The 17,517-nt window shown below is 72.0% G+C and carries 14 protein-coding genes and 1 tRNA gene; 8 read left to right on the plus strand and 7 right to left on the minus strand.

All coding sequences use genetic code 11. From position 1 onward, the window contains the following. Positions 1-92 precede the first annotated feature (92 nt). Positions 93-1,424 carry a cation:proton antiporter gene (locus tag C4U44_RS37485; protein WP_103890595.1) on the minus strand — a complete coding sequence of 444 codons (1,332 nt, stop codon included), beginning with the start codon at positions 1,422-1,424 and terminating at the stop codon, positions 93-95. Between the two features lie 398 nt (positions 1,425-1,822). Here C4U44_RS37485 and C4U44_RS37490 point away from each other — a divergent pair, with 398 nt between their 5' ends. Together C4U44_RS37490 and C4U44_RS37495 are read left to right on the plus strand one after the other, a co-directional pair. Further along, a complete protein-coding gene (locus C4U44_RS37490; protein WP_160145190.1) occupies positions 1,823-2,551 on the plus strand; it encodes an AfsR/SARP family transcriptional regulator in 729 nt (242 codons plus the stop codon). Between the two features lie 16 nt (positions 2,552-2,567). Then, complete coding sequence (locus tag C4U44_RS37495) at positions 2,568-3,134, plus strand: flavin reductase family protein (protein ID WP_103890597.1); 567 nt, start codon at positions 2,568-2,570, stop codon at positions 3,132-3,134. A gap of 249 nt (positions 3,135-3,383) precedes the next feature. Here the strand turns inward: C4U44_RS37495 and C4U44_RS37500 are convergent, their stop codons facing one another. Next, entirely contained in the window at positions 3,384-5,015 is a 1,632-nt protein-coding gene (locus C4U44_RS37500) for an NAD(P)/FAD-dependent oxidoreductase (protein ID WP_103890598.1), read from the minus strand. A gap of 236 nt (positions 5,016-5,251) precedes the next feature. On the opposite strand from C4U44_RS37500, the gene C4U44_RS37505 reads away from it, so the two are divergent. The 5 genes from C4U44_RS37505 to C4U44_RS37525 all read left to right on the plus strand — a co-directional run bounded on the left by C4U44_RS37505 (position 5,252) and on the right by C4U44_RS37525 (position 11,327). After that, entirely contained in the window at positions 5,252-6,571 is a 1,320-nt protein-coding gene (locus C4U44_RS37505; protein ID WP_103890599.1) for a beta-ketoacyl-[acyl-carrier-protein] synthase family protein, read from the plus strand. A gap of 62 nt (positions 6,572-6,633) precedes the next feature. After that, entirely contained in the window at positions 6,634-7,803 is a 1,170-nt protein-coding gene (locus C4U44_RS37510; RefSeq protein WP_103890660.1) for a ketosynthase chain-length factor, read from the plus strand. A gap of 69 nt (positions 7,804-7,872) precedes the next feature. Further along, the gene (locus C4U44_RS37515) at positions 7,873-8,130 is read left to right on the plus strand and encodes an acyl carrier protein (protein ID WP_103890600.1); all 258 of its coding nucleotides are present in this window, start codon (positions 7,873-7,875) and stop codon (positions 8,128-8,130) included. 98 nt (positions 8,131-8,228) lie between these two features. Further along, positions 8,229-10,082, plus strand: coding sequence for an asparagine synthase (glutamine-hydrolyzing) (gene asnB, locus C4U44_RS37520; protein ID WP_103890601.1), 1,854 nt, complete (start codon positions 8,229-8,231; stop codon positions 10,080-10,082). 12 nt (positions 10,083-10,094) lie between these two features. Next, entirely contained in the window at positions 10,095-11,327 is a 1,233-nt protein-coding gene (locus C4U44_RS37525; RefSeq protein ID WP_103890602.1) for an FAD-dependent monooxygenase, read from the plus strand. Positions 11,328-11,443: 116 nt separating this feature from the next. Here the strand turns inward: C4U44_RS37525 and C4U44_RS37530 are convergent, their stop codons facing one another. Continuing rightward, positions 11,444-11,725: a DUF6059 family protein gene (locus tag C4U44_RS37530; protein WP_103890603.1), complete on the minus strand. Its 282-nt coding sequence runs from the start codon at positions 11,723-11,725 to the stop codon at positions 11,444-11,446. Between the two features lie 157 nt (positions 11,726-11,882). Beyond that, positions 11,883-13,415: an FAD-dependent monooxygenase gene (locus tag C4U44_RS37535; RefSeq protein ID WP_103890604.1), complete on the minus strand. Its 1,533-nt coding sequence runs from the start codon at positions 13,413-13,415 to the stop codon at positions 11,883-11,885. A 202-nt stretch (positions 13,416-13,617) separates the two neighbouring features. On the opposite strand from C4U44_RS37535, the gene C4U44_RS41765 reads away from it, so the two are divergent. Then, entirely contained in the window at positions 13,618-13,776 is a 159-nt protein-coding gene (locus C4U44_RS41765; RefSeq protein WP_160145191.1) for a hypothetical protein, read from the plus strand. 104 nt (positions 13,777-13,880) lie between these two features. Here C4U44_RS41765 and C4U44_RS37540 read toward each other — a convergent pair. The 3 genes from C4U44_RS37540 to C4U44_RS37550 form a co-directional block, all read right to left on the minus strand. Continuing rightward, positions 13,881-13,963 (minus strand) — tRNA-Leu (locus tag C4U44_RS37540). A 229-nt stretch (positions 13,964-14,192) separates the two neighbouring features. Beyond that, positions 14,193-15,650: an SAM-dependent methyltransferase gene (locus C4U44_RS37545; RefSeq protein ID WP_103890605.1), complete on the minus strand. Its 1,458-nt coding sequence runs from the start codon at positions 15,648-15,650 to the stop codon at positions 14,193-14,195. Between the two features lie 354 nt (positions 15,651-16,004). Next, positions 16,005-17,396 (minus strand): NAD(P)/FAD-dependent oxidoreductase, encoded by a 1,392-nt coding sequence (locus C4U44_RS37550; protein ID WP_103890606.1) that lies wholly within the window; start codon positions 17,394-17,396, stop codon positions 16,005-16,007. Positions 17,397-17,517: the final 121 nt, after the last annotated feature.

Genomic DNA, 17,517 nt, shown 5'->3' on the forward strand with positions numbered 1-17,517 from the left:
GAGTCGCCGGACCGGGGCCGGCGGGTGCGGCAGCGGACCCTACGGGTGCGGCGGGGGACCGTACGGGTGCGGCGGGGGATCCGGCCGCACCGTCACAGCACGTCCGTCTGCTCCCCGCGGGCCAGCGCGGCCACCCGCGCCCGCAGCCCCTCCTCGGCGGTGTGCTCGATCGCCCGGGTGGCGAAGCGGAGGATCGGCGGCGCCATCACCGAGGTGACCACGGCCACCAGCACCACGATGGTGTACGAGGACGTGGTCAGGATGCCCAGCCGCAGGCCCACCGACGCCACCACCACCTCGACCACACCCCGCGCGTTCATCCCGGCGCCCACCGCCAGCGCCTCCCACCGGTTGAGCCGGCCGAACCGCGCGCCCAGGAAGGCGCCGGCGAACTTGCCCAGCACCGCCACCGTCAGGACGATCAGCGCCACGCAGAGCACCTGCGGGTGGACCAGCTCGGTCAGGTCGACGCGCAGCCCCGCGGTCGCGAAGAACAGCGGGGCCAGCACGCCCATCGTGACCGTGCGCAGGGGGGCGATCCTGGCCAGCCCGTCGGTGCGGCCCCAGCGCAGCATGATGCCCGCGACCAGCGCGCCGAGGACCGGTTCGAGCGACATCGCCTGGGTCGCCGCGGCGCACAGCAGCACCGTTCCCGCCGCCACCGCCACGGTGGCACCGCCCCCGCCGGCGCGCTCGGCCCAGTCCAGCGCGGCGCGCACCGCCAGCTGGCCGACCGTCCCCGCCGCCCCGACCACCACGGCCAGCCACATCAGCGCGTGACCCACGGAGGACGCGCGCATCCCGCCGGCCGCGACGCTGGAGACGAACGACAGCAGCACCCAGCCGACGACGTCGTCGATGATGCCGGCCGCCATGGTCAGCTGGCCCACGTTGCGGTGCAGCAGGTTCATGTCGGAGAGCGTCTTGGCGATCACCGGGATCGCGCTCACGCACAGCGCGACCCCCAGGAACAGCGCGAACACGTGGCGGTGACCGGGACCGGTGCCCACGAACGAGGCCGGCAGGTGCCAGCCGACCAGGATGCCGAGGCCGAGGGGCACGGCCAGGCCGATCAGGCTGATCCCGAGCGCGGCCCGTCCGCGGCGCCGGACCAGGCCCAGATCCAGCTCCATCCCGGTCGTCGCCACCAGCAGCAGCACGCCGAACTCGCCGACCGCGTCCAGCAAGTGGAACTGCTCGGCGCTCCGCGGCAGCAGCCAGCCGGACAGGGCGGGGTCGACATGCCGCAGCACCGTGGGTCCCAGCAGCACGCCCACCCCCAACTCGCCGACCACGGAGGGCAGTCCGCAGCGGGTCGCCAGCCGGCTCAGCGCGTGGGCCAGCAGCAGGAGGAGACCGCACTGGAGGAGGAAGACGAGCAGCGAATGGGCGGCGATCGGCGGCACCGGGCCGGTCGAGGTCACGGCGACTCCCTGGGTGCGGGGCAACTCGGACCCGCGGCACGGTGGCAGTAGTGATCAGAGTCCCGGTCGAGGGACGATCGAGCGCCGGTGGACGCCGGACGGAAGCGCCGGCGGTTTCGGCGGGCCGGACGCCGCGGGACACAATGGACACCCGCTCCCAATACGGCGGTGGGATTACATCGAAAGTTACATTGCCGCTGGGCCACGTGGATCACCGGCGGAAACTTTCAGAGATCGCCGTTGCCATGAGCGTTGGCCCACGCTTAGCATCGTGCCGAGAGCTCGTCCACATCCAAAGTAATTCTCCTCACAAAGGAATCGAAGAAATGGAGTTCAGAGTTCTTGGCCCGCTGGAAGTGATCCATGATCGTCGAATATGCACACCTAAAGCTCCCAAAGTGAAGAAGTTACTCGCACTTCTCCTGCTCAGAGCGAACCAGGTAGTCGGTCTTGATTCCTTCGTCGAAGAACTCTGGGGCGACAATCCGCCGCAGACTGCGGTCACCACGACGCAGACGTACGTGTACCACCTGCGCAAGCTGATCACGGAAGCCAAGGTCAAGACGGCCGCCCCCGGTTACGTGCTGGAGGCGGACGAGGGCGATGTCGACGCCAACCGGTTCGACTCACTGATGGCCCGGGCGCAACTGTCCGCGGCGGCCGGCGACCACCGCGCGACCGCCGGACACGCGAAAGAGGCTCTCGCCCTCTGGCGGGGCACCCCGCTCGCCGGCGTCGACTGCGGGAACGTGCTGCGCGGCTACGCGGTCAATCTCGAGGAACGGCACATCGCGGCGCTCGAGTTGCGGGTCCGCGCGGAGATGCAACTCGGCAACTACCGCGAGATGATCGCGGATCTGCGCTCGCTGGTCGCCGTGCACCCGCTCAACGAATGGTTCCATGCGCAGCTCATCACCGCCCTGCACCGGGTGGGGCGCCGCAGCGAGGCACTCCGCGCGTACCAGACGGTGCGCGAACTGCTGCGCCGGGAACTCGGCCTGGAGCCGTCCCAGGAACTGTGGCAGCTGCACCAGGAGATCCTCGCGTCCGACATGCGCAGCCGTGCCACCCGCGGCCGGGCGCCGATGGTCGCCGGAGGCCTGATCCGTCCGGCCTCGGCCCTGTAGAGCGAAGGAGTCGACCATGCCCCCGCCTCCCGCGCCGACGCCGCCGGTTCCCCCTGCCGGCCCGGTCGACGCCCAGCTTTTCCGCGCGATCATGGGCGCGCTGCCCACCGGAGTGACCGTGGTCACGACGATCGATGCCCAGGGCGAGCCCTGCGGGTTCACCTGCAGCGCGTCGTGCAGCGTGTCCCAGGACCCGCCGCTTCTGCTGGTGTGCGTGAACAGCCGCAGCCGCGTGCTGCGGGCGATGCGTTCCACCGGGGCGTTCGCCGTCAACATCCTGCGCGACAGCCGGGAGTGGGTCTCGGCGCACTTCGCCTCCGGCGCCGACGACCGCTTCTCGTCGGTGGCCTGGAAAGCCACCGACCAGCTCGGCCTGCCCTGGCTCCCCGACGACACCGTCGCCTTCGCGGAGTGCCGGGTGGATTCGGCGATCACCGCGGGAGACCACACGGTGGTCATCGGTTCGGTGATCGGCGGTGAGGCCCGGCAGACCCGGGAGCCCCTGATGTACTGGCGTCGCGAGTACGCGGGCTGGCCGCTGCGCGACGCGCCGTACGGCATCACCTTCGCCACCGAGGGCTGACCCCGGCGAGGGCCGACCCCCACAGCACGGTGCCGCCGCCGGAATCCCGGCGGCGGCACCGTGCTGTGCGTCCTGCGTGGTCCGGGTGCCGGGTGCTGGGCGCTGCCTGTGCCGAGTTGAGCGCCGCGCGCGGGGGCGGACGCCGGGTGCGGGCCGCACCGCCGTGCCCCGACCCGCCGGTGGGACCGCACAAGCGGCTGCCGCCGCCGGGACTCCCGGCGGCGGCAGCCGCTTGCGTGCGGGCGCGGGTCAGAGCGTGGCCTGGACCTTCTGCGGGGACACCGCGAGCAGGTCGCGGATCTCCTTGCGCGGGTGGGTCTTCGCCCACTCGGCGACCGCCTGCATGTTCTCCGCGGTCGGGCTGATGAACCGCTCCTCGGGGCGGTTCAGGCCCAGCGCCGGGAACATCCAGTCCGACTCGCGGACCTTCGCGAGCATCTGGTCGGCGACCTCCTGCGCCGGCACCTCACCGGCGTCGACGCGGTCGCACGCCTCGATGAGCTCCTCGAACAGCTCGGCGCTGAAGTCCGTGGGGCACCACAGGCCCGGGTACTTGCTGTCGTCGAGCGCCCGCAGCGCGTCGTCGTTGCCGACGGCCTTGGAGGTGGCGAGCGCGTTGAGGAACCGCTTGCTGCCGATGGCGCTGCCGGTCACCCAGATCCGGAAGACGGCGTTCCACAGGTCGTAGTTCTGGAAGCTGATGTAGGAGGCGTTGACCAGCTTGTCGTTGTAGTCGAGCAGGCCCTGCTCCAGGCGCTCCACCGGAGCGAACCGGTCCATGCTGAAGTCGTCGTCCTTCAGGGCCTCGACCAGCCGCCACGCCAGCGTGTTGATCAGCTCGCACGTGTTGGACAGACCGCGGGAGAACAGCGGGTCGATGAACCCGGCCGCGTGGGACATCAGGCACCAGCGCGGGCCCACGGTGCGGGTGGAGGAGTACTGCATGCGCGAGGTGCGCACCCACTCGCGGGCGCTGCGGGCGTTGGCCAGTTGCCGGGCGACGACCGGGAAGCGGTTGGCGTGCTTCCAGAACTCGTCCTCCGGGGACAGGCCCGGCTCCTCGGGGTAGAGCCGCTCGTCCACCTGAAGGCCCACGCTGCACAGCGGGTTGGTGGACGCGGCGTGGTTGTCGAACGGGATGATCCAGAGCCAGCCGCGCTCGAACATGTGGTGCAGTGTCCCGGAGTGCCACGGCACGGGCGGCCGGTCGCCGGCCTCGTGCAGCAGGTGGTCGTCCGCGGGCTCGACGCCGATCATGTGCGTGAAGATCGACCGGGCGTGGTGCTTGAGCCGGCTCGGCTGCTCCCGCAGGCCGAGCTGGTCGGCCAGCGGCGAGCGGAAACCGCTCGCGTCGACGATGTAGCGGGCCTGGTAGGTGGAGCCGTCGGCGCCGATCACGGTCACGCCGTCGTCGGCGAAGTCCACCTTCGACACACGGTAGTTCTGCCGGGCCTCGCAGCCGTAGCGCAGCGCGACGTTGAACATGTACGTGTCGCTGTCCTGCCGGAAGAAGTGGGCGGCGTTGCCGGTGACGTCCAGCAGCCGGAACATGTTCGTCTCGCGCGGGTCCGGCTCCTCACCGTCCCGCTCCATGATGAAGCCGAAATTGCTTTTCTGGCCGTGCGAGGTACCCACGTGCTTGAGCACGCTGTCCAGGCTGCCGAGGTGGCCGATTTCCGGCACCTCGTACCGGTGGGCGAGCAGCCGCAGCAGGAAGAGCGTCTGCCCGATGGTCGACTCGCCCACCGCGAAGCGCGGATGTTGCGCCCCGTCCAGCAGGAGCACGCGAAATCCGTGCTTGGCGAGGATGGCGCCGAGCATCGTGCCGGAAAGCCCGGTCCCGACGATGGCGACATCGTACGTACCTTCGTCACGCTGCATTTTCTGGCTGTCCCTTCGTTCTTTTCGCGGATTTCCCGAGCGTTTTTACCGGACCAGTAGACCAAGGGGTATTCGAGGACCGATCCAGTCCCGGTCGCCGCGTCGTCACGGGTGCGGCGCGCGGAAGACGTGGTCACGGCATGCGACGAAACATGCATCAGTGGTCGATCCGCCTTCGAATCCGCCTCTATCGCGGGCCCGCATCCTCGATTCCGGCCCGGCGCCGAGGGTGCCGGATGCCGTGGGCCGGGGAAACGCCGGCGGAGGGAGACAAAGTGGAAGGGACACCCGAGGGTCGCCGCGTCGTCATCACCGGAATCGGAGTGGTGGCGCCCGGCGGAATCGGCAGGAAGCAGTACTGGGAACTGCTCACGGCGGGACGCACCGCGACGCGGACCATCTCGCTGTTCGACGCGTCCCCTTTTCGCTCGCGCGTCGCGGCCGAGTGCGACTTCGACCCGCTCGCGGCCGGTCTGAGCCGCCGGCAGATACGGCAGTGGGACCGCACCACCCAGTTCGCCGTGGTGGCCGGCCGGGAGGCCCTGGAGGACAGCGGAATCCTCGGCCAGACCGCGCCGTACCGCACCGGCGTCATGATGGGCACCGCGTGCGGCAGCACCATGAGCCTCGACAGCGAGTACGCGCTGGTGAGTGACGAAGGGAAGTCCTGGCAGGTCGACGAGTTCCACGGGTCGCCCTACCTCTACGACTACTTCGTCCCCTCCTCGATGGCCGCCGAACTGGCCTGGATCGTGGAGGCCGAGGGGCCGGTGGGCGTGGTGTCCACCGGCTGCACCTCCGGGGTCGACGTGCTCGGGCACTCCGCCGACCTGATCCGCGAGGGCCAGGCCGACGTCATCCTCACGGGGGCGTCGGACGCGGCGATCTCACCGATCACGGTGGCCTGTTTCGACGCCATCAAGGCGACCACCGCGCGCAACGACGCGCCGGAGACCGCCTCCCGGCCCTTCGACCGGACCCGCAACGGCTTCGTGCTCGGCGAGGGCTGCGCGGTGTTCGTGCTGGAGGAGCTGGAGCACGCCCGGCTCCGCGACGCGCACATCTACGCGGAGGTCTCCGGCCACGCGTCGCGGTGCAACGCCTACTCGATGACCGGGCTGAACGATCAGGGGCTGGAGATGGCGGACGCGATCACCGCCGCCCTGGACATGGCCCGTTTCGACCCCGCGGTCATCGACTACGTCAACGCGCACGGATCGGCGACCAAGCAGAACGACCGGCACGAGACCGACGCCCTCAAGCGGAGCCTCGGCTCGCACGCCTACGACATCCCGGTCAGCTCCATCAAGTCGATGATCGGGCACTCGCTGGGCGCGGTCGGCGCGCTGGAGACGGCGGCCTGCGCCATGGCACTGGAGCACGCGGTGGTGCCGCCGACGGCGAACCTGACCGAGCCGGACCCGGACTGCGACCTCGACTACGTCCCGCTGACCGCCCGCGAGCACAAGGTGGACGCGATCCTCAGCGTGGCCAGCGGGTTCGGCGGGTTCCAGAGCGCCCTGGTGCTCAACAAGCCGGAGCGGAGAGCGGTGTGACCGCCACCGGCGTGCAGACCCGGCCGGTGATCACCGGGATCGGGATCGTGGCGCCCAACGGCATGAGCACCGACGACTACTGGTCGGCCGTGCTCCGCGGCGACAGCGGCATCCGCCGCATCACCCGCTTCGACCCGTCCTCCTACCCCGCCGCGATCGCCGGCGAGATACCCGAGTACGACCCCGCCGGGCTGCTCCCGAACCGGCTGCTGCCGCAGACGGACCGGATGACCCGGCTGGCGCTGATCGCCGCGCAGGAGGCGCTGCGGGACGCCGACGCCGATCCGGCCGAGATGCCGCCCTTCGCCTGCGGGGTGGTCACCTCGGCCTCGGCCGGCGGCTTCGAGTTCGGGCAGAAGGAGCTCCAGGCGCTGTGGTCGCAGGGCGGCAAGTTCGTCAGTGCCTACCAGTCCTTCGCCTGGTTCTACCCGGTCAACACCGGGCAGATCTCCATCCGGCACGGGATGCGCGGCCCCGGCAGCGCGATCGTGGCCGAGGGGGCGGGCGGCCTGGACGCCATCGCCAAGGCCCGCCGGCACCTGCGGGCGGGTACCTCGCTGATGGTCACCGGCGGCGTGGACGGCTCGCTGTCCCCGTGGAGCTGGCTGTGCATCCTGCGCTCCGGCCGGATCAGCACCTCCTCGGACCCGCACAGCGCGTTCGTGCCCTTCGACCGCCGGGCCCGCGGCGCGGTGGTCGGCGAGGGCGGCGCCCTGTTCGTCATGGAGGACCCGGACCGGGCCGCGGAGCGCGGCGCCGCGCACCGCTACGGCGAAGTGCTGGGCTACGGCACCACGTTCGACCCGCGGCCGGGCACCGGGCGACCGCCCGGGCTGCGCCGGGCGGTCGAACTGGCCCTGGCCGAGGCCAGGACGGAGCCCTCCGACATCGACGTCGTCTTCGCCGACGCGGCCGGTTCCCCCGAACTCGACCTGGTGGAGGCGGAGACGATCGCCTCGGTGTTCGGTCCGCGGGGCGTCCCGGTCACCGCGACCAAGACCCTGACCGGCCGGCTGCTGGCCGGCGGCGCCCCGTTGGACGTCGCCACCGCGCTGCTGTCGATGCGCGACGGTGTCATCCCGGCCACCGTCCACGTGGACTCCCCGGCCTACGAGGACCTGCTCGACCTGGTCCGGGACGTCCCCAGGGAGCAGCGGGTGTCCACCGCGCTCGTGCTCGCCCGCGGCGAGGGCGGCTACAACTCCGCCCTGGTCGTCCGCAAGGCCACCTGACCGGCACGGACGGCCGGCGCGACCCCGCGCCGGCGTCCGATCCGCACCACCCGAGAGGAAGTGACTGGCATGGACACCTTCGACACCACCACCCTGGTGCAGCTCCTGCGCGAGTGCGCCGGCGAGGAGGAGGAAGTCGACCTGGACGGCGACATCCTCGACACCGCCTTCGAGGACCTGGGCTACGACTCCCTCGCCCTGTTCAACACGGTCAGCCGGATCGAGCGGGACTACGGCGTCGAACTGCCCGACGAGGTGGTCGCGGTGGCCCAGACGCCCCGCCAGCTCATGGACCTCGTCAACACCGGGATCGCCGAGCGGGTCTAGGGCCCGGAAGTACGCCAGCCGGACGCCGCCCGCGCACCGCGCCGGACCATCCGGACGCGGTGCCGCCGGGCGGCGCCTGACCTCTGAGGGAGACCGTGATGTGTGGCATAGCAGGATGGATCGACTTCGACCGGAACCTCGCCGCCGACTCCTCCGTGGTGGAGCGGATGACGAGGACCATGGCCTGCCGCGGGCCGGACGCCGAGGGCGTGTGGATCGACCATCACGCGGCGCTCGGCCACCGCCGGCTCGCCGTGATCGACCTCGAGGGCGGCCGCCAGCCCATGACGGCGGAGGACGACGAGGGCCGCACGCTGGCGGCGCTCACCTTCTGCGGCGAGGTCTACAACTACCGCGAGCTGCGGGCCGAGCTGATCGCGCGCGGCCACCGGTTCCGGACCGACAGCGACACGGAGGTCGTGCTGCGCGGCTACCTCCAGTGGGGCGAGCGGCTGCCGGAGCGGCTCAACGGCATGTTCGCGCTGGCCGTCTGGGACACCCGCACCGAGGAACTGATGCTGCTGCGCGACCGGATGGGCGTCAAACCGCTGTTCTACCTGCCCACCGAGCACGGCGTGCTGTTCGGCTCCGAGCCCAAGGCGATCCTCGCCAACCCCCGTGCGCCGCGCCGGGTCTCCCGCCAGGGCCTGTGCGAGGTCCTCGACATGGTGAAGACCCCCGAGGTGGCGGTCTTCGACGGGATGGCCGAGGTCCGGCCCGGCCACATGGTCCGGGTCAGCCGGCGGGGCCTGCGCAAGAGCGCCTACTGGCGGCTGGAGGCCCGCGAGCACACCGACGACCTGCACACCACCGTGGCGACCGTGCGCGGCCTGCTGGAGGACATCGTCGCCCGGCAGATGGTCTCCGACGTGCCGCTGTGCATGCTGCTCTCGGGCGGCCTGGACTCCTCCACGGTGACCGCGCTCGCGGCCCGCGCGTCGGCGGCGCAGGGCACCGGCGCGGTCCGTTCGTTCTCCGTCGACTTCACGCACGCCGACGAAGGGTTCGCGCCCGACGCGGTGCGCGGCGGCCGGGACGCGCCCTTCGTCCGCGACCTCGCCGAGCACGTCGGGTCGCAGCACACCGAGGTCATCCTCGACAGCGACCAGCTCACCGACCCCGTCCTGCGGGCCGCCGTGCTGACCGCGGTCGACCAGCCGCCCGCCTTCTGGGGCGACATGTGGCCCTCCCTCTACCTGCTCTTCCGCGCGGTGAAGCAGCACTCCACGGTGGCGCTGTCCGGCGAGGCGGCCGACGAACTCTTCGGCGGCTACCGGTGGTTCCGCAATCCCAAGGCGGTCGGCGCCGACACCTTCCCCTGGCTCACCGCGGGTTCGGCCCGCTACTTCGGCGGGCTGGCCCTCCTGGACAAGGGGTTCCTGGAGAAGATCGACATCCCCGGCTACCGTGCGGCCCGCTACCACGAGGCGATGGCCGAGTGCCCGACGCTGCCGGGCGAGGGGGCCGAGGACCGGATGATGCGCAAGGTCGGCTACCTCAACCTGACCCGTTTCGTGAACACGCTGCTGGACCGCAAGGACCGGATGAGCATGGGCGTCGGACTGGAGGTCCGGGTGCCCTTCTGCGACCACCGGCTGGTCGAGTACGTCTTCAACACCCCGTGGGCGATGAAGTCGTTCGACGGCCGGGAGAAGAGCCTGCTGCGGGCGGCCGCCGCCGACCTGCTGCCGCGCTCGGTGCTGGAGCGCGTCAAGAGCCCCTACCCGGCCACTCAGGACCCGGGGTACGAGCAGGTGCTGCGGACCGAACTGGCGGCTGTGCTCGCCGATCCCGACGCCCCGGTCCTCCCGCTGCTGGACCGCTCCCGCGCGGCCGGCGTCGCCGACCGGCCGCTGCGCGACGTCAGCCTGCCCTACGACCGCGGCAGCCTGGAGATGGCCCTGTGGCTCAACTCCTGGCTGACCGCCTACGACGTCACGCTCGACGTCTGAGACGGAGGGGTGATGGACACACGTACCGACGTCCTGGTGATCGGCGGTGGGCCGGCCGGCCTGACGCTCGCCCTCCTGCTGCTGCGCTCCGGCGTACGCGTCGCCGTCATGGAGAAGGCGGCCGGCCTGGACCGCGAGTACCGCGGCGAGATCCTCCAGCCGGGCGGTCAGGCGCTGCTGCACGACCTCGGCGTGCTCGACGGCGCCCGCGAGCGGGGCGGATACGAGCACGACCGGTTCCTGCTGGAGGAGCGGGGCCGGGTGCTGATCAACGGCGACTACCGCCGGCTGCCCGGACCGTTCAACTGCCTGCTCAGCATCCCCCAGCGGCACGTGCTGGAGGAACTGCTCGCCGCCTGCTCCGGCCACGACGGCTTCGAGTACCTCCCCGCCACCCGCTGCTCCACGCTGATCGAGGACTCCTCGCGGCAGGTGCACGGCGTCATCGGCCGCGGGCCCGGCGGGGACCGCACGGTGTACGCCCGGTGGATCGTCGCGGCCGACGGCCGTTACTCCAAGGTCCGGCAGCTGGCCGGCATCCCGTACGACCGGCTGGAGGCGTTCGAGCAGGACGTGCTGTGGTTCAAGCTCCCGGCGCACGACGACCGCCCGAGGAACGTGCGGATCTTCCGGGCCGGCGGCAACCCGGCGCTGTCGTACGCCGCCCACCCGGGGATGGTGCAGATCGGCTGGACCCTCCCGCACAAGAGCTACCAGGAGCTGGCCGCCTCGGGGCTGGACCGGATCAAGGAGCGCCTCGGCGCGGCCGTCCCGGACCGGGCCGAGCAGATCGCCGCGGAGATCACCTCCTTCAAGGACCTCTCCCTGCTCGACGTCTTCTCCGGGACGGCACGGCAGTGGGTGCGCCCCGGCCTGCTGCTGCTCGGCGACAGCGCGCACACCCACGGCCCGATCGGCGCCCAGGGCATCAACCTGGCGATCCAGGACGCGGTGGCGGCCCACCCCGCACTCCTGGCCGCCCTGGACTCCGGGGACGACGGTGCGGAGCCCCTGGAGCGCTATGCGGCGGAGCGGCGGCGCGACGTGGACCGCATCCTGAGGATCCAGCACCTCCAGGCCAAGATGATGCTCTCCACCCAGGGGATCGCCTCGGTGGTACGCCCCAAGGCCGCGGCGGTGGTCTCCCGGACCCCCGTCTACCGGAAGGTGCTCCACCAACTGGCCTTCGGCAACCGGTCGATCGCGGTCCGCGACGACCTCTACCGGGCGCCGGCGACGGCCTGAACGGCGCCGCGGTACCGGAACGCAGAAGGCGCCGCACCGCGCGGGCCGCACCGCTCCCCGGTGTGGTCCGCGCGGTGCGGCGCCCTTCTCGCGGTCGGTCCGCGGGTGCCCCGCGGTCAGTCCTCGGGCCAGTCGAACCGCACCGGGAACAGCTCCCGGCTCAACCGCCGTTCGAGCTCCGTCAGGGGGATGTCGGGACGGATCCGCTCGGGGTGGCCGGGCCGCGGGTCGTCCGGGGGCGGCGGCGCGTCCCGCTCGGGCCCGCGCGCCAGCATGTCGCCCAGCGTCGCCTTGCCCTCGGGGTCCGCGACGTACAGCGAACCGTAGGAGATCAGCGTGCGCATGATGGCGCGTGCGAGCGCCCGCAGCCGCCTGCGGCAGTGCGAGTTGCCGTCCATGTCCGAACCCCGCCCTTCGCCGACCGGTACCACCGGCCGAGCATGCCGCCGGGCGGTCGGGGACCGCTGGACTGCCGCCGGAGGCTCGATGGAGCCTCGACCGTCCGCCTCTGGAGGGGCCCGCGCCGGGCGCCGCAGGGCCGTCGCGGGGAGCGGTTCACACCGGCGCGCACCAGGTGCGCAGGGCGCGGTCGAGGCCGGCGGGGTCGGCGGGCGCGCCGGCCGCCGCGGCCCAGGCGACCACGCCGTCCGGGCGCAGGAGGACGGCGGACAGCTCCCCGCCGCCGATCGCGCCGACCCGGACCACGGTGACCGCGCTCTCCCGGTCTGGGCTCTCCCGGTCTGTGCCCTCCCGTTCCACGGCCGTCGGCGGCAGGCCCGCGCCGTCGGTGTGCACCAGCACGCTGCCGCCCCGCTCGGTCAGCGCGTAGAGCGACGCCCCGGCGGCTCGGTCGGCCCCGCCGGTCCGGGGCGCCGTCAGCACCAGGTCGGGACAGTGCGTGCCGACCGCCGGGTGGGCGTCCGGCCCCGCCTCCGGCAGCGGATACCGCGTGCCCAGGCCGTTGAGCATCCGGCCGAAGTACCGGTTGACGTCGGGGAGGTCCATGAGCTCGGCGACGATGTCCCGCAGCGCGTCCGTGTGGGGGCCCGGCCGCATCAGGGCGGACTGGGCCCGCGTGTTGTGCAGGACGGCCTCGGCCGCCGGGCGGCGCTCGGCGGTGTAGCTGTCCAGCAGTCCGGGCCGCCCGTCCACCGCGGCGGCCAGCTTCCAGCCCAGGTTGGCGGCGTCCAGCAGACCGAGGGTCAGCCCCTGGCCGCCGTTGGGCGAGTGGACGTGGGCGGCGTCCCCGGCGAGCAGCACCCGGCCGAGCCGGTAGGACGGCACCAGGCGGGCCTGGTCGGTGAAGCGGGTGGCGCCGCGCAGTGCGGTCACGGTCACCTCGGTGCCGGCCACCCGGCACAGGCTGGCCTCCAGTTCCCGCGTGGTGACCGGGGAGCGCGGGTCGACCTCGGCCTCCTCGAAGTCGAAGGTGCCTACGGCGCCCGGGGCGTGGAACAGGGTGCCGGTCGGGGTGCGGCCGACCGGTGGCAGCCCGGCCGGGCAGAGCACGTCGGCGTCGGCCCGGCGGGCCGTCATGAGCGGCCCGGTGCCGGGGAAGGGGAAGCCGGCCAGCTTGCGCACGGTGGACCGCCCGCCGTCGCAGCCCACCACGTAGGCCGCCCGCAGGCGGAGTTCGCCGCCGGGGGCCCCGCACACGACGGTGACGCCGTCCCCGTCCTCCTCCAGCGCGGTCACCTGGTGCGCGCGGAGCGCCTTCCCGCCCAGCCGGTCGAGGTGTTCGGCGAGCACCCGCTCCAGGTCGGGCTGCGCGATGAGGACGCCGGTGCGGTGCGGCTCGTCCTGCATCTCCTGGTCGATCTTGTGGATCCAGCCGAAGTGCCCCTTCTCCGACCCGTGGTCGCGCGCCCGGTCCGCCCGGCCCCGCGGATGGAAGGCGTCCAGCCGCGCGCCCAGCCCGCGGCGTTGCAGCGCCTCGGCGGCCAGCGGCCCGACGCCCCGCGCCCGGGGCTCCCGTGACGGCTCGGCGAGCCTCTCCACCACCAGCGCCTGCGCCCCGGCCAGCTCCAGTTCCGCGGCCAGCAGCAATCCCACCGGCCCGGCCCCCACCACCACGACGTCCGCGTCCACTCCGCGCCTCCCATTCGTCCCACCCGTGCCGTCGCCCCGCAGATCCGGGGCATCACCTCCCCGTCAACGGTCCGTCGGCGCGGGAGGGTTACGCGGGGAGGCCGGGTGTTCACCCGAACGAACCGGGCGCGGGAATTGGCCGTATATCCGGCGTTTATCCGGGTCTGCCTAGGGTGGGAGCGTGCACCCACCCTCACTTGCCGTGGATGCCGCGTCCCCGAAGGTGGCCAGGATCAACCATCAGATCAGGCGACTCATGGAACGGCCCAGCAGTGTCGAACGGACGGCGGAATACGTACGGCTCCTCGGCCTGTGGGCCGAGGTGACCACAGCGCTCGACGGCCGCGCCACCGCGGCCTGAACACGCAGAAGGCGCACCGTGCCACCCACGGTGCGCCGGAACCGACACGACGCTACGACGAAGACCGGACGTTCTCCCACGTCAGCGCTGCTGTCGGGGGAGAGTGCCCGGAGCCGGACTTGAACCGGCACGCCCTCGAGGGGCAGCGAGGTTTAAGCTCGCCGTGTCTGCGTTCCACCATCCGGGCCGGCGGGGCGCAGACAAAAGCGTATCCGGGTTGGGAGACGTGAACAGGGCGTCTAAGTAGCCATGTTGTCTTATTTTAGGGGTTACTGACGCGGCGTCAGGGAGCCGCCCATGGTCCCGTCGCACCACAGGCGGCTTTCCCAGCAGCATCACGTCTCACGCAGAAGTGACGTGAAATCGCTCTCCGCAATCGTCTGCCGGGCCCGTCGCGACCCGCGCGGGGCCACGCGTCACGACAGCCACCCGGACCGGGTGGCCGGCAGCCCGGCCCGGCCCGCGGGGTCGGTGCGGACCGCCATCACCTGGTTCACACCGATGTGGTTGCGCTCGAAGGACAGCGCGGACGCGGCCATGTAGAGCCGCCACACCCGGGCCCGTCCGGCGCTGGTCGCGGCCACCGCCTCCTTCCAGTGCGCCTCCAGGTTCGCCACCCAGGAGCGCAGGGTGCGGCCGTAGTGCTCGCGCAGCGCCTCGACGTCCCGCACCTCGAAGCCCGCCTCCTCCAGCCGGCCCACCGTGGTGCCCACCGGGGAGAGTTCGCCGTCCGGGAAGACGTAGCGGTCGATGAACTCGTCGACCCGGTACTCCTCCTCCTGGCGCAGCGGGCGGCGGGCGATCTGGTGGTTCAGCAGCCGGCCGCCCGGCCTGAGCAGTGCGTACAGGGTCCGGGCGTACTCCAGGTAGCGCTCGCTGCCGACGTGCTCGGCCATCCCGATCGACGAGATCGCGTCGTACGGACCGTCCCTGACGTCGCGGTAGTCCTGTACCCGGATCTCGATCCGGTCGGTGAGCCCGGCCTCCGCGATCCGCTTGCGCGCGAAGGCGGCCTGCTCCACCGACAGGGTCACCCCGGTGACCCGCACCCCGTAGTGCCCGGCGGCGTGCAGCGCCATGGAGCCCCAGCCGCAGCCGACGTCCAGCAGCCGCTGGCCCTCGCGCAGCCCCAGCTTGCGGCAGACGAGATCGAGTTTGGCGTACTGCGCCTGCTCCAGGGTGACCTCCGCGGCGCCGACCGGATCGGTGCCCTCGACGGACCGGTGGGCGGCTGCACTTGCAGTCGCGGCATCCGCGGCGCGGGCCCGGGCGGCGGTCGCGTCCTCGACGACGGCGTCCGCCACGGCGTCCGACGCGCCCTCGGCGTCGCCCCACAGCGCGCACGAGTACACCATGGACGGGCCGAGCACGATCTCGTAGAAGGCGTTCCCGACGTCGTAGTGGTGGGAGATCGCCTCCTTGTCGCGGCGCTTGGTGTGCGCGATGCCGGTGCGCCGGCGCACCTCCTCGGGCGGCGGGGCGGGCGGCAGCCCCGGGCCGGCCAGTGACAGCACGCTGCGGGCGAGCCGGTAGGTCACCGGGTTGCGCAGCGCGGCGACGGCCTGCCGGACGTTCTCGGCCCGGCCGGCCGCCGGATCGGACTCGCCGCGCTCCCAGATCAGCCCGGAGAGCGTGTCGAGCGCGGTGTAGAGGTCGCCGTCGACATCGAGGTCGCCGGCCACCCACGCTCTGGCCAGGCCGAGTTCACCTGGCCGCCACAGCAGCCGGCGCAGTGCCCGGCGCTTTCTGAAGACGAGTACGGGTGCGCCGGCCGGCCCGGTCTCGCTGCCGTCCCAGGCGCGGACGCGCAGCGGGAACGGGCTGGAGAGAGCGTGGTCGGCGAGTTCGAGGATGCGATGTGCCGCGTCAGCCATAAATCCGAGCGTACGACTGAAAATCGCACTTGAGGCGCCTGACGCGGAAATCTACGTTGTGGATACACGCAGTTGGGCCGGAAGGGGCCGCTCGCGGGTCCGGCGGGGCATCGCGCCGGCCCGCGGTGGTGCCGGGCGCGGTGCGTCCGGACATCCGGAAGTGGCCCGGGCGAACGCGCGGGAACTGCCCGGCCGGACGCCGTCGAAGGAGCCGGGCGGGCATCGCCGGAGGAGCCCGGGCAACGCCGAAGGAGCAGGGGCCGGCATCGTGAAGGCGCCCGGGCATGCGGAAGGGCGCCCGCACCACGGATGGCGGGCGCCCTTCGCTGCTTGCGCGCTCCTGCTGACGCCCCGCTAGGAGGCGACCTTCTCGGCGGCGCCGGCCTCGCTGCTGCCGGCACGCTTCTCGGCGGCGGGCGCCGGGATCGGCCGCGCTGCCTCGTAGAACTCCTCGCGGGGGTTCTCGATCGCGCCGAGCGAGACGACCTCGCGCTTGAGGAACATGCCGAGCGTCCAGTCGGCGAAGACCCGGATCTTGCGGTTCCAGGTCGGCACCGCGAGGCCGTGGTAGCCGCGGTGCATGTACCAGGCGATCCGGCCCTTGAACTTGATCCTGGTCTTGCCGACCACGATCATCGCGACGCCCTTGTGCAGGCCCAGCCCCGCGACCGCGCCCTTGTTCGCGTGCTTGTAGTCCTGCTGCGGGAAGCCGCGCATCCCGGAGACCACGTTGTCGCCGAGCACCTTCGCCTGGCGCAGCGCGTGCTGGGCGTTCGGCGGGCACCAGGCGCCCTCGCCCGCGGCCAGGTCCGGGACCTGGGCGTTGTCGCCCGCGGCCCAGATGTAGTCGGTGCCCTGCACCTGGAGGGTGGTGGCGGTGTCCACGTGGCCCCGCGGGCCCAGCGGCAGGCCGAACCTGGCCAGTGCCGGGTTCGGCTTCACGCCGGCCGTCCACACGATGGTGGAAGCGTCGACCTCAAGTCCGTTGGCGAGCACCACGTGCTTGTCGACACAACTCTTCATCGAGGTGCTGAGGTAGATCTCGATGCCGCGCTCCTGGAGGTGCTCCAGGCCCCACTTGCCGAGCTGCGGGCCGACCTCCGGGAGGATCTTGTCGGCCGCGTCGACGAGGATGAAGCGCATGTCCTCGCGCTTCACGTTCGGGTAGTAGGCCGCCGCGTCGCGGGCCATGTCCTCGACCTCGCCGATGGTCTCCGCACCGGCGAAGCCGCCGCCGACGAAGACGAAGGTGAGCGCCTTGCGGCGGATCTCCTCGTCGGTGGTCGAGTCGGCCTTGTCGAGCTGCTCCAGGACGTGGTTGCGAAGGCCGATGGCCTCCTCCACGCCCTTCATTCCGATGCCGTTCTCGGCCAGGCCCGGGATCGGGAAGGTGCGGGAGACCGCGCCGAGCGCGATCACCAGGTAGTCGAAGGGCAGCTCGTACGACTCGCCCACCAGGGGCTCGACCGCGGCGACCTTGCGGTCCTGGTCGATGGTGGTGACCCGGCCGGTGAGCACCTCGACCCCGGGCAGCACGCGTCGCAGCGGGACGACGACATGCCGCGGGGAGATGCTGCCTGCTGCGGTTTCGGGAAGGAAGGGCTGGTACGTCATGTACGAGCGCGGGTCGACGACCGTGACGGTCGCCTCGCCGTACCGCATCTTCTTCATGATGCGGCGCGCCGCGTACAGGCCGACGTAACCGCCGCCTACTACGAGAATCCGTGGACGCTCCGTGGTGCTCATGGTTCGAGTATCCAGTACGCCCAGGGGGGTACCTCGTGAGCCCCTTCACAAGGGTATGGACACCCTCTGCTACACTGCGCACCTTCATGGCCGGGTTCGTCGCCGTGGCGCGACGCCCCAT

The organism is Actinacidiphila yanglinensis, from assembly GCF_900107965.1.
GTDB classification, from domain to species: domain Bacteria; phylum Actinomycetota; class Actinomycetes; order Streptomycetales; family Streptomycetaceae; genus Actinacidiphila; species Actinacidiphila yanglinensis.